This is a genomic window from Variovorax sp. ZS18.2.2 (assembly GCF_024701975.1).
In the GTDB taxonomy this organism is placed as follows: Bacteria; Pseudomonadota; Gammaproteobacteria; order Burkholderiales; family Burkholderiaceae_C; genus Variovorax.
Map to the genome: position 1 here is coordinate 344,652 of NZ_JANLNM010000005.1, position 13,534 is coordinate 358,185.

Genomic DNA, 13,534 nt, shown 5'->3' on the forward strand with positions numbered 1-13,534 from the left:
GTGGTGGCGAGGGTTCTTAAGGAGCGACGGGCTGGCCGGGCGTGCCCGCCGGGATGCCGCCGATGTCTGCGGCAGCGGGCGGCGGGCGCGTGCCGTCGGGGTCCGACTTGTCTTCGGTCAGCCGGCCGAAGTTGCTCCCCACGTCCTGCTCGAGCTGGCGCGAGCGCTCGATGCGCTGTCGGCTGTCCGCCGGAACGACCACGCGCGGCGTGATGAACACCACCACCTCCTGCTCCTTGTCGGTGTCGTTGTCGGCACGGAAGGCGCGGCCGATGATCGGCGCCTTGCGCAGGCCCGGTACGCCGTCGCTGGAACGCGTCGATTCGCGGCTCAAGAGCCCCGACAGCACGATGGTCTCGCCGGCCTTCACGTTGAACTCGGTGTCGGTGCGCCGGATCAGGAGGCCCGGAATGCCCTGCACCGCCACGCTGCGGTCGATGCTGCTCACCTCGGTCAGGATGCTGCCCGACACGTTGCCCTCGCCGTCGGCGATGGGCTTGATGTTCAACCGCACGCCGTAGGGCTTGAACTCGACCGAGCCCGCACCCTGCGTGCTGAGCGCGGGCAGCGGAATTTCGCCTCCGGCCAGGAACTTGGCCTCGCCGCCGCTGCGCGTGGAGAGGTTCGGCGAAGCGAGCAAAAAGGCGTTGCCGCGCTGCACCAGTAGGTTGATGCGCGAGGTGAGGCTCAGGCCAATGCCGAAGTAGGCCTCGGGCATGCGCCGGTTCTGGCCCAGCAGCGCCGTGCCCTGGGCCGTGGAGGTGTTGAAGGCCGAGCCCTCGGGCAGGATGCGGTAGCTGCCGCTGGAGGCGATGTCCGAGAACAGGCCGAAGTTGAAGCCGTCGCCCGAACTCTGCCAGCGCACGCCCAGGTCATCGAGCGCGGTCTTGCTGAACTCGACGATGCGTACCTGGATATCGACCATGCGGTCCACGCGGATGCGGTCGGCCGTGGCCAGCGACACCACGGCCGGCGCATAGAGGTTGGCCACCGTGTTCAGGCGTTCGACGGCGGCCGGGTCCAGGCTGTTGCCGTCCATGATGATGCGTTCGCCGATGCGGCGGATGTTCACGCCCGAGATGCCGCGCGTGATCTCGCGCAGCTCATCGGCAACGCGCTCCAGGTCCACCACGTTCACCCGCACCTTGAGCTTGCGCACGGTGCCGTTCTTGTCCCAGACATGCAGCGTGCTGTCGCCCGCGTCCTGCGCGGTGATGAGCATGTTCGCGCCGTCGAGCACGCGCGCCTCCAGCACCTTGCCGTTGCCGATGGCCACGCGCGAGACGCCCGGCATCTTGACCAGCGCCATCTGGCCGACGTACAGCGTGAGCAGGTCGGGCAGCCGCTGCAGCACGGTGGCGCGCGCGGCGATGCGCTGCAGCTCGGCCTCGGTGATGGAGGCCTGCGAGGGCGGCGGCGGCGCGGGCGGTCGGATGCCCGGCGAACTTTCAGCGGCGCGTGAGGCGGCCGGCCCGCCAGGCGTCGCAAACGCCGGCGCGGGCGCCACGGTACCCAGGGGCACGGGCGATGTCGCCGGCGCGCCAGGGTACGGACCCTGCGCCTCGGCCTGGAAAACAAGACACAGCGCCGTCGCTGCCAGGGTGCATCGCTTGAGGTTCATCGAACTTTTCTGGAGATCAGTAAATCGGGCCACGCCCCGCAGGGCGACATTCAGGGCGATGGGACTTCAGCGCGGCAACGCGGCGCCCAGGCCGGGCGCAGGGGGAGCGCCGCGGTTGCCGCTGCCGCCGACGATGTATTCGACGCTCGGGCCCGAAGGTCCGCTGGCCACGGCCATCGCATGCGAGCGCTGCGGCCTGAAGCCGGCCACGATGGCATCGAGGTCGAGCGCGTCGACGCCGCTGGTCATGGTGGCCCGGTCTTCGGGGTTGCGCAGCGTGGCGATGATCTTTCCGAGGCGCTGGGCCAGGATGAGCTTCTGCGCATCCTGCGGCTGGATCGCCACGGTGACGGTGGAGTAGCGCTGCTGCGCGTAGGCGTCGGTGTCGGCCGACACGTCGGAGCGCTTGCGCATCGCGGCGAACTGCTCCGAGGTGATCTGGCCGGTGGCGCGCACCTCCACGTCCTGCAGCAGCGGGATCACCACCGAGGGATCGTTGGCCGCGGACTTCTCCACCACGTACATGAAGTCGATGCGGTCGCCGGCGCGCAGCATGCCCGAGATGGAGCTGATCTCGTCCACCGGGATGGTGATGGCGCGCACGCCCTGCTCGATCTCCTGCGCGAACACCTTGCGCGGCGCCGAGAAGAACGATGCCAGCAGCGGCTTGCCGGCGGCCACCGGCACCGAGAGCTGGCGACCCGCGAACTGCGCGAAGGTCTCGGGCGTGAGCGCGTCGTTGTGCACGTACTCGTTGGGCACCGAGCGCTTGGCCACCATGTTGGGCAGCACGGTGGTGCCGTCGCCGAGCGCCCGGTTCGCCACGACCACGTCGCGGCGCTGGCTGTCGGCGTCCTTCTCGAGGCTGGCGGCGATTTCGCGCTCGCTGGCCCGGAGGTAATACCAGCCCAGGCCCGCGGCCAGCAGACCCAGCATCAGGGCACCGATCAGGGGGGACAGCCGTTTGACGCTTTGCTTGAACTTGAGGAGTCCCGGAGATGATTTCATGCCTGGCTACAAAGGATAGGAAAGGGTGTACGAGTAGGTCGACCAGGCATCGCGGAAGGCCTTGATGAGCAGCGCAACCACCGAGCGGTCGGCGCCCGGGAAGGTGGCGAACAGCATCACGGCCAGGATGCCGGCGACGATCACGTATTCGGCGATGACCTGGCCGCGCTGGGCGCGGCGGGAAGAAGAAGGATGGCGGTGGCGTGGGCGCATGGCGGTCGCTCTCATTCCGGCGTGGTCTGGCTGGCAACGATGAAATAGGCGCCGTCGTTCCTGGAGATGGTCACGACCATCTCCTCGCTGTTGCGGCGGAACACCAGCGCCGAGCGCATGCCGCCTTCCAGGGTGCGGTCCTGCACCAGCGTCCAGCCCAGGCGGATCATCTGTTCTCGCAGGTAGAGCGCATTGGTCTCCACGCTCACGTTGTTGGTGACGACGATGGTGCGGTTGCGCTGGCCCTCGTCGAAGGAGAGCGTGTCCGAGACCACCTGCGAGCCGGCCGGCCGCGGGAAGCCCTTGCCGATGCGCTCGGCGCGCTCGCGCATGTCCTGCTCGCTCTTGACCTCGTCGTAGATCACCGCCGCCACCAGTCGGCCCACCGTGCCCTCAGGCCGCGCGCGCAACTGCACCGTGACCTGGTACAGGCCGAACCGCGCGCCGAGCACGCGCGTCAGACCGACCTTGCTCACGCCGTAGCCGGATTTGTCGGCCAGCCACTTTTCGTAGAAGCGGGAGACGACCTCCATCGAATCCGTGGACTCGATGCCGCGGATCTGCATGGGAATGGTGTTCTGCTCGATGTACTCGGCGATCCAGAAGGTCTTGGCACCCGCGGGCGATGGAATCGCGGGCCAGTCGCGCTGCGGAGGTGCTGCGGCGGCAGCGCCGCACAGGCACAGCCACACGGCGGCGAGCATCCATCGCAGGAACGGCGCGGGCAGGCTCATCAGGGCAGCACGTTGACCACGGGGGTCGGCGGGAAGGCGCGGTAGTAGCGGAACCGGTCCTTCGGATTCCCGCCCACGGCATCCGCGCCGCTGGCGGGTTCGCCGCCCGCGGCCGCGCCCTGCGGCACGCGCTCGAAGCGATCGAGCGGCGACTTCTCGCCGGCATCGCCGGGCGTGAGGCCGAAGGTGAGATTCGAGTTGGCGAAGCTCGGAAAGACCTGGCTGATCGAGTAGGCGGCCTGGTGAAAACCGCTTCGCAGCTGCTGGTAGAACGCGGCGTCGGCAAGCTTGAGCGGCACCAGGCCCTGGATCTTGGTTTCTTCGCGGTTGGTGCCGCCGGCGTTCCAGGCCTCGGTGAGCATGGTGACCTGCTCGCTCATGTCCAGCGCCGGCACCAGCGTGAACTTGGTGTTGGTCTGGCTCACCTTCACCTCGTGGCGCATGTAGCCGCTGCTCACGAAGGTGAACTTGCTGGCCGCGAAGGTGATCGCGTTTTTTCCCATCGCGGCCTGCGCCACGCGGATGCCGTCGAACGCCTTGTCGCTGGCGTTGAGCAGCGAAGGCAAGGGCGCGGCCGTGCTCGATGCGGTGACCGCCGTGGTGCGCTGGTCGATGGCCGGCAGCATCGGCTCGAACTCGGCGATGTCCGCGGCGTGGATGGAGATGCCGGGCGCCGAGCGATCGCGAAAGATGTGGCGGCGCAGATCCCGCGTGACCTCCGCGTCGGTCTTCTTGATGGCACCGCCCGCGCCCGTGGCTTCCGTGGTGGGGATGCCGTGGTCCTCGGGCATCCACACCGTGCGCTGCCAGGCCACCAGCTTGGCGCCGGCCACGGCCTGCATGCGCTTGGTGCCGTAGTCGGCAATGGCCGGAATCGCGGCCAGCGTGACGGCCGCGAAGCTCACGATGAGCAGCGACTCGACCATTGCATGGCCGGCGGCGTTCGCGCGAGGCGCTCGTGCGGGAAGGCGTCGGTGCGAGGGGGTCATGCGCGGCCTTCCATCGGCATCAGTTGCCGTTGTCTTCGTCGGGCGAGCCGCTGACGGCCGCGCCGCCCATGGCGATGGCGCGCGCCCACAGCGAGGGCTCGATGTTGTGCACGTGCCAGTAAGGGCTGAACAGGCTGCGGTGCTCGATGTAGCCGCCGGCGAAGCCGACGTTGTACTTGCCGATCTGCGGCGGATCGTCGGCCGAGAAGTCGCGCCGCGCCCAGCGGTCCTGCGGACGGCGGAAGTAGATCTGCGAGGTGGACACCGCCTTGATCTCGCGGCCCTGGAAGTTGTCGCGCAGGCCCGCCTTGCCGTCGGCCGCGGAGTTGCCGAAGCCGGCGACCTCGCCCGTGCGCACCTTGTCGCCGCCCTTTTGCACCACGAGCGTGAAGGCCGGGCCCTTGTCGGTGTTCTTGCCCCACTTGAGCGGGTTGCCGCCCTTGAAGCCGTTTTCCGCGAGCCAGTTGTCCGACTCGTTGGCCACCATCGGCGGGTGGTCCTTGATGTCGATGAAGCGGGGCATCACCCAGTTCTTCGTGACGCTCGTGCCGATGTCGGTGCGCGGGCCGTAGTGCAGCTTGGCGTTGAACTGGAACACCGGTATCGCGCCGGGCAGAAGACCCAGGATGCCCCAGTTGGTGTTATTGGCGGCCTGCCGGAAAGACCCGCGCGTGATCACGCCGCGGTCGTTCACGTCGTCGTTCAGGCCGCCGTAGGTGCGGGCTTCGCGCGAATAGCTGCCCAGCGCGAGGCGCTGGCCGCGCCAGCTGCTCGCACGGTTGGGCCCGCCCGCCGCGGCGGCCCCGGCGCCCAGGCCGAAGCGGGCGTGCCCCGTGTCCTCGGCGCTCGCGATGAAGGCGGTGAACAGCGGACCGAGCGGCAGCTTGATGTCGATCGCATCGGCCGACTGCCAGCGGATGCGCCCGGTCTCGTCACCGGTTTCGACCGCGACGAGTTCGGTGCCGCCCTTCCATTCGGCCAGGCCGCCCATGATGTCGCCGGCGATTTCGGAGAAACCGGGCGGCGTGACAGGCGCTTCGGTGGCCAGGCCCTTGACGACGCCGGCCACGGACGAGCCGATCATGCTGGCCCAGTCGGGCAGGAAGCGGCGTTTCTTGGTCCAGTCGTCGCGCATGGCCTGCGCGGAGTGCGCGAAGCGCAACACCTCGTTGAATTCCTCGTCGTCGAACGAGACGCTGCCCGACTGGTGGTAGCTCTTGAGGTAGAGCCCGATATCGGCCACGAACTTGGTGACGAAGATCGCGGTTTCGCCCGGCGGCACCGACACGTCGGCATCGTTCGAGTTGAGCACGTCCTTGACGACCTGCGGGATCTGCGCCACGGTGCCCGCAAGCATCAAGGCCTGGCTGGCCGAAATGCCCTGGTTGAACACGCGCATTGCGTCGACGAACACCTGCATCGGCTTGGCGACCTTCTCGACGGCGTCGGCCAGGTTGTCGGCGGTCTCCTGGGCCTTGCGGGCATCGTCGATGTTCTTCAGGTACATCGGCCCGTAGACGATCAGGCCGATCACCGGGATGCGCATGTTCCTGAGATTGCGTATGGCCTTGAAACCCTCGACGACGACTTGGCCTTCCTTGATGTTGGCCGCGCTTGTGAGGAGCGCGCCCATCGTGGTCTGTGCGCTCGCGATCGTCGCGATGCCCGACTCGTTGGCCGCCATCGCGCGGTTGGTGTAGGCCACGTAGTTGAGGGCGCGTGCCGTGAGCACGCTGGCGCTGTAGGTGGTCGCGTCGGCCGTGTTCTGCAGCTTCATCTTCTCGCGTGCCGCGATGGCGGTGTTGTAGACCACCAGCACGCTCAGAAAGATGATCGGCAGCATCGCCACCAGGTACACGATCGCCTGGCCCGACTGGCGCCGGCGCACGGATGCGCCGGCAGTGGCCAGGGGGAGCGAAGCGGCGGCGGCTGGAGGCATCACGCGATGTCGGTCAGGCCGTCAAGACGTCGAGGAAAGCCTTACTTCGTGGCCTCGGCACCGCCCTTGGTGTAGGTGCTCATGTTCATGTTGACCTGGGCGTTGGTCGAGGCCTTGCCGGCGGCGGTCTGCGCGTTCGTGACTTCGGTGGCGCCCGACTGGCCGCCCACTTCCTTGGCCATGCCGGCGACTTGGTTGCGCATGGTCTGGCCGAAGAAGCTGAACACGGCGATCGCGGCGATGGCGATCAGGCCCAGGATCACGAGGTACTCGGTCATGCCTTGCCCGCGGATCTTGATCTTCGAGGCAAGTTGGCGGCTCAGCTGGGTCAGACGATGGATTTGCATGGGAGAAGTTCCTGAAAGGTGGCTGAAAGAACAGGCGGATCGTAGGGACGCATCCGTCGCGTGTTCGATACACTTTTTGCGAATCCTGATACAAATTAACATTCGTAAAAAGATCGCAAAACAGTCGGAATTCTTTAGTTCTCCAAACTGCCCGCACCTTCGAAACGCAGCTGGCTTTGCCTGCGAAATTCGGTCGGCGTCACGCCTTTGATCTCGAGAAACCGGCGATTGAAATTCGAGACGTTATTGAAACCAACTTCGTAACAAATCGAGGTGACGTAGCGCTCGCTCTGCATCAGCAGAAGGCACGCCTTGTTGACCCGCACCTCGTTCACATAGCCCAGAAAACTGTGGCCCGTGGCGCGCCGGAAGAGCCGGCTGAAGCGCCCCGCGTTCATGCCGAGTTCGGCCGCGATGTCGGCCGCGCTGATGTCCTTCGCGGGTTCGTTGGTGATGCGCGTCACCACGTCGTTGATGGCCTCGATGCCGTGGTCGCCGTCGGTCTGCATGCCTGACAGCAGTCGGTAGTCGGTGCACAGCGCCAGGTCGGCGAGAAAGTCGCAGAACAGGCTGAAGCGCTTGAGGCCGCGCGCGTCCTTCACGCGGTGCCAGTGCGCCTCGGCGCTGGCCGCCATGCCGAAGAACTCGATGCCGTAGCGCGCGCGCTCCAGCATGCGCACCGCCTCCTGCAGTTCGGGAATGCGCTCGGCCGCTTCGAAGATCGGGTCGTGCAGGAACTGGATCACCAGGTCGCGCTGCGGCACGCCTTCGGGCGGCACGTCGAGCGAGATCCAGTTGTGCGGCAGCTTCGGGCCGCACAGCACGAGGTGCCCCGGCTCGAACGAGCCGATCCAGTCGCCCACGAAGGCCTGGCCCGAGGTGGCGACGATCAGGTGCAGCTCGTACTCCTCGTGGCAATGCCAGCGCGCAAGCGGCGTGGGAAAGCCGTGCTCGAGGCAGCGCACCAGCCCCACCTCGGTCGATGGCTCGTAGCCGAGCTCGGTCGAACGGTTGCGCTCGACCTCCAGTTCGGGGAGCAATTGGCGCGGGGATCGTTGGCTGGAACTCGTCATGGCTTTTTGTTGGGCTGACAGGAGACAACACGCCTGCGATCCTGAGGTTCGCGGGCGACGCGGCGATGAAGTGGCATCTTCGGGGGCAAACAGGTCTGCGGCGCGCTGGCACGTCACGGCGAGCGCAGGGACCGGGTTCGCGGGGCGGAAGATATTGGTTGGGCCTTGCAATTGCCAGACCCTATGCGGACTACGAAGATTCGTATGCGCGCACGGCAAGCGCCGGATTCATGTCGCCAGTGCTGTCTAGACAACCGCTTTCCACGCTGGCGCGCCAGTGCGGCCATCGCCCAGGCGGTTGATCGGGATGCCTGTCTAGCCAGACGGCCTTCAGGCCCTCAGGCCGCGGCCAGCACCGTCGCCACGACCACGCCTTGCGCTGCCAAACGTTTGCGCATCGTCAGCACCGCCTGGTCCTTGCTGAAGAGGCGCGCGCGCTGCGCCACCGCGAGGTCGATGAAGACCTGGTCGTCGGGGTCCTTGCACACGCAGGGCGCGCGCGGCGGCGTGTCAGCCAAAAGTTGCACGCGTGCATCGAAGGCCTCGAGCACGCGGGCCGCTTCCATCTGCCGCTGGCCCAGTCGCCGCGCGATCAGCGGATAGCCGAGCACCCGCGCGAGTTCGGTGCGCATCGGCGCGGTGGCGATCCAGCGCAGTTCGCCGGACGCGAGCGCGGCGGCCAGTGGCAGGCAGTCGGGGTTGTCGAACACGAGCAGGTCGAGCGCGATGTTGGTGTCGATGACGACAGGGCCGGGTTCTGGAAGGGTCATGGCGGCGAAGAGATGAGCGCCGATGTTGCACCATGCGCGACCCTGGTCAGCCGTGGGTCGGGCGCGACGCCCCACAATGCTGCGGCGCGCACCGCGCGCTCTTCCAGTCACGCCGCCCTCCTCTCTCATGAAACGACTCCCGCTGCTGTGCCTCGCCCTGCTCGCCTGCGCGGTCGCGCGGGCCGAATGGCTGACCCTGAGCGGCACGCCCGGCGATGCGGCCGGCAGCTACGTGCAGGTCGACCCGACCCGCATCGAGATCGACGGCGCGCGCCGCGGCGTGACCCTGCGCATGAGCCTGGCGCAGGACGTGATCGGCAAGGATGGATTCAAGCTGCGCTCATTCGAGGCCCGGGCCACCGTCGATTGCGAGGCGCGCACCGCGCGCTATGTGAGCGCTATTTACTACGGCCAACCGAACTTCGTCGGCGAGCCGGTGGCGGTCAAGCAGTTCGAAGACGACGACATCCGCCCCATGACGCTGCCCGGCGCCCCGCCCGAGCTGGCCGCGCGCACCGTCAACGCGGCCTGCAGCGTCGGCAGCAGCAAATAGTCAGAACCCGCGCAGGTCGTCCACCGGCAGCGCGAGGCTCGCTCCCGTGATGCGCTCCAGCGTGCGGCCGATGACGCCGATGTCGTTGTCGAAACCGCCGTGCCCCGCCACGTCCATGACCGGCTTGCCATTGGCGTCGAGCGCGACCAGGATGCGGTCGTCCTTCACCCGCTGGGTGCGCCTGTCCAGCTTCGAGGCCTTGGCCGAACTGCGCCAGACGGAGAGCGCCTCGCCGGTGTCCGACGAGCCATCCCATCCCGAATAGGCCTCGTCGTTCACCCGGTCCAGGCCGAGGATGGGCGTGTGCAGGTCGGCCTCCAGCGCGTTCGACACGAGGTAGAGCAGCGACTTGCGGTAGACCTTGCCGACGTTGTCGTCGGACTCGATCTTTTCCGAGAGCACGTCCAGATGCAGGCGCTCCATCACGGCCGCGTTGCTCGCGTAATGGCGGTTCGCGAAGGCGACGGTGCAGGCAGGCGCATAGAGATTCACCGAGGCGAGCCGCTCGCTCAGGCCGCCATCGCGCCCGGCGCGCTTGCGTGCGCTCAATGCGCTCAGCAGATGACCGATGGCGATCGAGCCCGCCGAATGGCCGACCAGGTGCAGCTCGAACTGGTCCTTCCAGTTGGAGGCCAGCGCCTGGATCGCATCGAGCAGCAGGTCGCCGCCGCGGCGGTCGGCGAAGGCGAGCTCGGCGTTCTCCTTCATCTCGCTCCAGATCGGGCGCGCGAGCGGGCGGCCGATGCCTTTTTCGATCAGCAGGTCGGTCTTGTCGGTGATCCGCTCTCCAATGCCGCCGCCCGCGGGCAACGACGGCAGCTTGCCCGAGATGATTCCGCCGATCGATTCGAAGAGCCCCGTCTTCCACACCAGGAACAGCGGATAGCAGCCATTGCCCACGAAGTAGCGCCCCATGGCAGAGGCGCGCTCGATGGCCTTGTCTTCGCTGTTGAGGCCGCCGTGCACATAGATCACCAGGCGCTTGCGCTGCGACGAAGGCTGGCGGCGGAACCAGTCGTCGGGCAGCACGCAGGCCTGCTGCTGCAGCTTGCGCGGCTGCTCGTCCTCGGTGAGGTAGCGGCTCACGCGGCCGTCGTTGCCCAGCACCACGCTGTGCTGGTAGGCCAGGCCCGTGTCCCACCACTTGTTGCGGTCCGCGGCCGATGCGCTGCCGCGCGCCTCGGTGGCGGCGGCGCCGTTCACCGCGAGCCGGCCGGCCACCACGCCCGGCACGCCGAGCGAGACCACCCAGGCGTCCATCGCGTGCGCCAGCCAGTCGAGATACCCGATCACCGCGAAGCCGCCCGCGCCCCACCGGTTGCCCCAGGAGTTCTGCAGGATGAAGCCCTGCGCGTTGAAGCCGATGAGCGCGAAGGCATGGCCGCCTTCTTCCGAACGCCGGCCGTCGAACGGAATGAGCGGAAGGTCGGCATGCGTCTTCGGCGTTTTCGAGAGCTTCACCGCGCTCCAGCCCGCGTGCGTGAAAGAGGAGACGAACACCGCGCGGTGCTGCGCGATCGCAGCCTGCATGTCGGTGATCGACGAGGTCTCGATGCGGTAGTACACGCCGAGGGTGACGTTCGCCGCGCGCGCGGCGAAGCCGTAGGTCGCGGCGCTCGACTTCTCGCTCGAATAGGGCCAGTCGGGTTCGAGGCACACGCCGTTGTTGAACCAGCCCTTGAGCGCGCCGCGACAACTGGAGCCTTCGTAGTTCTCGCCCTCGTACTCGTCATGCCGGCGCGCCAGCGTGTAGAGCATGCGCGGGCTCACCGAGTCCATCTTCGCGGGCAGGCCCGACTTGACCCAACGCAGGTAGTTGACGACGCAGCTGAGGCCAAAGCCGGTGCACGCGCCCTCCTGGCCCTGGTCGAGGATGAGCCCGGCCTTGTCGTAGGCGGGCAGGTACTTGCGCATTTCCTCCACCGGCGGGTATTCGTCGGGCAGGCTGATCGCGGCGGGCAGGTAGAGGCGGTCGCGCAGGTCGGCGGCGTCCTTGCGGGTGCGCAGGTCGGTGGTGCGGCGCGCGGGGGCCTTCGGCTTGGCCGCTGCTGCGGCGCCGGCGCGTGCGACCACAGGGACATCGCTCCACACCGTCTTCGCGCGCTCGAACACATCGCGGAACCGGTCGAGGCCGTGCGCGCCGCCGTTGACCAGCCGGCGTGCTTCGCGCAGGCCATCGCGCCCGCCGACGCCGTCGTTGCGGATCGCGTCGCGGAACTTGACCGCCTTGTCGGCGAGGAACAGCGCAAGCAGCACCGCCGCGATCTCCGGCGCATTCGCGCGGTCGGGCGTCGCCTCGAGCGGCAGGCCCACGCGCTGGCCGTAGCGCCGGTAGTTGTCCTTGCCGGTCAGCTGCACGAAGCCCCGGCCGCGGTAGCGTTCGCCGTCGCCGGGCTGGCCGTTGCCCAGGTCCGTGCGCGTGTCGTAGAGGCTGAAGGGCGCACCGCCGGGTGGCGTGTTGAATTTGGAGATGCCTTCGGCAATCGGCACGAAGCCCTCGGTCTCGGACCGGATGGTGCCGAGCGCGCCGAGGATCATCGACCGGTCGGTGAGCTTCGCAACGCCGAGCGCGGCCTCGATGTACGGCAGGTAGCGCGCGATGTTCGCCGCCTTGGTGGCGGGGAACAGCTTGCTCACATGCGCCACGTCGAGCGCCAGTTCGAAATCGCGCTTGTCCAGTGCGATGAGCTCGAGCAGCACCTGGCAGCGCGGCCCGACGACGCCATCGCCGATGAGCCCCACGCCGGCCTGCCATCGGCGGATGGCGGCGTCGAAGTCGTCGTCGATCGGTGTGCCGGATTGATGGAGCGACGCGAACAGATCCGCGTCGGTGCCGAGTGCCGTTGCGAGGGCCTTGCGCAGGCGTTCGACGTCTTCGCCGACGCTGCCTTTGCTCATCAGGATGTCCATGCCTTCCCCTTCATGCGGCCGTGACGGGCCGCGGGACGCATGGTGAAACTCGCGGGAGGGCGCGTCTATTTGTCTAAATGACTAGGCCAAGTGTTGCGCTGGGCAGGCTGGTTCATTCGGGGCGGGTGCCGTCCTGAACGACGGCCCTACTTTCGTGCGGAGCCTGCGACCATGTCGAAGCGGAAGAGCCGGCACTCGATAGGACCGTTCCACATCGGCACGCGGCGCGATTCCTTCAGCCGCATCTGCTTGGGCAGCTTCAGGTCCGGCGTGAGGACCCAGGCCGTCCACCCGGCATAGTTCTTCTTCCAGTGGGTGGCCAGTTGGGGGAAGAACTCGCTGCCATCGCCCTCTTCGGTCTGCGCGGATTCGCGCGCCCCGGCACGTCCCGTACCAGCCACGCCACCGACTTCGATCCGTTCGCCATAGGGCGGATTGAGCATGACCACCCCACCCTCGGCCGGCGGCATGCGCTGCAGCGCATCACCACCGCGGAACTCGATGGCATCGGCCACACCGGCGCGCTCCGCGTTGCGCTCGGCAAAGTCGACCATGCGGTGCGACACGTCCGAGCCGAAGATCGCGACGCTGCCCGGTTTCACGGCCGATTCCGATTCCTTCTTGATCGCATCCCACACGTGCGCCTGGAACGGCAGCAGCTTCTCGAAGCCGAAGCGGCGCAGCGATCCGGCCGCGATGCCGCGCGCGATCTGCGCCGCCTCGATGGGGATGGTGCCGCTGCCGCAGCAGGGGTCGTACAGCGACTGCTCCGACACGGTGCCGGTCTCGGGGTTCCACCAGCCGCTGGCGGCCAGCATGGCGGCGGCCAGGGTTTCCTTCAGCGGGGCATCGCCCTTGTCCTGGCGCCAGCCGCGCTTGAAGAGCGGCTCGCCCGAAGTGTCGATGTAGAGGGTGCAGCTGTCGGTGGTCAGGTGGGCGAACACGCGGGTGTCGGGCCACTGGGTCTCGATGCTCGGGCGCACGCCGTTGGCCTTGGCGCGGAAGCGGTCGGCAATCGCGTCCTTGATGCGCAAGGTGGCGAAGTTCAGGCTCTGCAGCGGGCTGTGCTGGGCGGTGGTCTCGATCTTGAAGGTCTGCTTGGGCGTGAACCAGATCTCCCAGGCCACGCCGCTCGCGATGGCGTAGAGGTCGTTCTCGTTGCGGTAGGGCGCATGGGCCAACTCGACCAGCACGCGCTGCGCAAGGCGGCTGTGCAGGTTGAGCTTCAGGGCGTCGCGCCAGTCGGCGCGCACCCGCACGCCGCCGCGCAGCGTGAGCAGGTCTTGCCCGACGCGGCCCGTCAAGGCGTGCACCTCTTGAGCGAGGAATTCCTCGACGCCGGCGGCGCAAGGCAGGAAAAAGGAAAGATCGTTCACG

12 protein-coding genes are annotated in these 13,534 nt (G+C 67.7%); 1 reads left to right on the forward strand and 11 read right to left on the reverse strand.

Annotated elements, in window-relative coordinates:
* Window positions 1–16: 16 nt before the first annotated feature.
* The 9 genes from NU688_RS20890 to NU688_RS20930 all read right to left on the reverse strand — a co-directional run bounded on the left by NU688_RS20890 (window position 17) and on the right by NU688_RS20930 (window position 8,694).
* Window positions 17–1,621 carry a type II and III secretion system protein family protein gene (locus tag NU688_RS20890; protein ID WP_257862711.1) on the reverse strand — a complete coding sequence of 535 codons (1,605 nt, stop codon included), beginning with the start codon at window positions 1,619–1,621 and terminating at the stop codon, window positions 17–19.
* 66 nt (window positions 1,622–1,687) lie between these two features.
* Window positions 1,688–2,629 (reverse strand): Flp pilus assembly protein CpaB, encoded by a 942-nt coding sequence (gene cpaB / locus NU688_RS20895; RefSeq protein ID WP_257862712.1) that lies wholly within the window; start codon window positions 2,627–2,629, stop codon window positions 1,688–1,690.
* 6 nt (window positions 2,630–2,635) lie between these two features.
* Window positions 2,636–2,842 (reverse strand): hypothetical protein, encoded by a 207-nt coding sequence (locus NU688_RS20900; RefSeq protein ID WP_257862713.1) that lies wholly within the window; start codon window positions 2,840–2,842, stop codon window positions 2,636–2,638.
* A gap of 11 nt (window positions 2,843–2,853) precedes the next feature.
* Window positions 2,854–3,576 carry a hypothetical protein gene (locus tag NU688_RS20905; RefSeq protein ID WP_257862714.1) on the reverse strand — a complete coding sequence of 241 codons (723 nt, stop codon included), beginning with the start codon at window positions 3,574–3,576 and terminating at the stop codon, window positions 2,854–2,856.
* Window positions 3,576–4,565: a hypothetical protein gene (locus NU688_RS20910; protein WP_257862715.1), complete on the reverse strand. Its 990-nt coding sequence runs from the start codon at window positions 4,563–4,565 to the stop codon at window positions 3,576–3,578. Before NU688_RS20910 ends, NU688_RS20905 begins: the two co-directional genes overlap by 1 nt.
* 19 nt (window positions 4,566–4,584) lie before the next feature.
* A complete protein-coding gene (locus tag NU688_RS20915) occupies window positions 4,585–6,504 on the reverse strand; it encodes a TadE/TadG family type IV pilus assembly protein (RefSeq protein ID WP_257862716.1) in 1,920 nt (639 codons plus the stop codon).
* 41 nt (window positions 6,505–6,545) lie between these two features.
* The gene (locus NU688_RS20920) at window positions 6,546–6,851 is read right to left on the reverse strand and encodes a Flp family type IVb pilin (RefSeq protein WP_013538963.1); all 306 of its coding nucleotides are present in this window, start codon (window positions 6,849–6,851) and stop codon (window positions 6,546–6,548) included.
* A 134-nt stretch (window positions 6,852–6,985) separates the two neighbouring features.
* Entirely contained in the window at window positions 6,986–7,924 is a 939-nt protein-coding gene (locus NU688_RS20925; RefSeq protein ID WP_257862717.1) for an AraC family transcriptional regulator, read from the reverse strand.
* 338 nt (window positions 7,925–8,262) lie between these two features.
* Window positions 8,263–8,694: a putative toxin-antitoxin system toxin component, PIN family gene (locus NU688_RS20930; protein WP_257862718.1), complete on the reverse strand. Its 432-nt coding sequence runs from the start codon at window positions 8,692–8,694 to the stop codon at window positions 8,263–8,265.
* Window positions 8,695–8,821: 127 nt separating this feature from the next.
* On the opposite strand from NU688_RS20930, the gene NU688_RS20935 reads away from it, so the two are divergent.
* Window positions 8,822–9,247 (forward strand): surface-adhesin E family protein, encoded by a 426-nt coding sequence (locus tag NU688_RS20935; protein ID WP_257862719.1) that lies wholly within the window; start codon window positions 8,822–8,824, stop codon window positions 9,245–9,247.
* On the opposite strand, the gene NU688_RS20940 is transcribed toward NU688_RS20935, so the two are convergent.
* The gene (locus NU688_RS20940) at window positions 9,248–12,157 is read right to left on the reverse strand and encodes a C1 family peptidase (protein ID WP_257862720.1); all 2,910 of its coding nucleotides are present in this window, start codon (window positions 12,155–12,157) and stop codon (window positions 9,248–9,250) included.
* A gap of 146 nt (window positions 12,158–12,303) precedes the next feature.
* Window positions 12,304–13,533, reverse strand: a complete 1,230-nt coding sequence (locus NU688_RS20945) for a class I SAM-dependent RNA methyltransferase (RefSeq protein WP_257862721.1) — start codon at window positions 13,531–13,533, stop codon at window positions 12,304–12,306.
* Window position 13,534 lies beyond the last annotated feature (1 nt).

Coding starts and splice junctions, on each gene's coding strand:
- NU688_RS20935 (WP_257862719.1), top strand. CDS start 8,822: ATGAAACGACTCCCGCTGCTGTGCCTCGCCCTGCTCGCCTGCGCGGTC.
- cpaB (WP_257862712.1), bottom strand. CDS start 2,629: ATGAAATCATCTCCGGGACTCCTCAAGTTCAAGCAAAGCGTCAAACGG.
- NU688_RS20930 (WP_257862718.1), bottom strand. CDS start 8,694: ATGACCCTTCCAGAACCCGGCCCTGTCGTCATCGACACCAACATCGCG.
- NU688_RS20905 (WP_257862714.1), bottom strand. CDS start 3,576: ATGAGCCTGCCCGCGCCGTTCCTGCGATGGATGCTCGCCGCCGTGTGG.
- NU688_RS20925 (WP_257862717.1), bottom strand. CDS start 7,924: ATGACGAGTTCCAGCCAACGATCCCCGCGCCAATTGCTCCCCGAACTG.
- NU688_RS20915 (WP_257862716.1), bottom strand. CDS start 6,504: ATGCCTCCAGCCGCCGCCGCTTCGCTCCCCCTGGCCACTGCCGGCGCA.
- NU688_RS20940 (WP_257862720.1), bottom strand. CDS start 12,157: ATGGACATCCTGATGAGCAAAGGCAGCGTCGGCGAAGACGTCGAACGC.
- NU688_RS20920 (WP_013538963.1), bottom strand. CDS start 6,851: ATGCAAATCCATCGTCTGACCCAGCTGAGCCGCCAACTTGCCTCGAAG.
- NU688_RS20890 (WP_257862711.1), bottom strand. CDS start 1,621: ATGAACCTCAAGCGATGCACCCTGGCAGCGACGGCGCTGTGTCTTGTT.
- NU688_RS20910 (WP_257862715.1), bottom strand. CDS start 4,565: ATGACCCCCTCGCACCGACGCCTTCCCGCACGAGCGCCTCGCGCGAAC.
- NU688_RS20900 (WP_257862713.1), bottom strand. CDS start 2,842: ATGCGCCCACGCCACCGCCATCCTTCTTCTTCCCGCCGCGCCCAGCGC.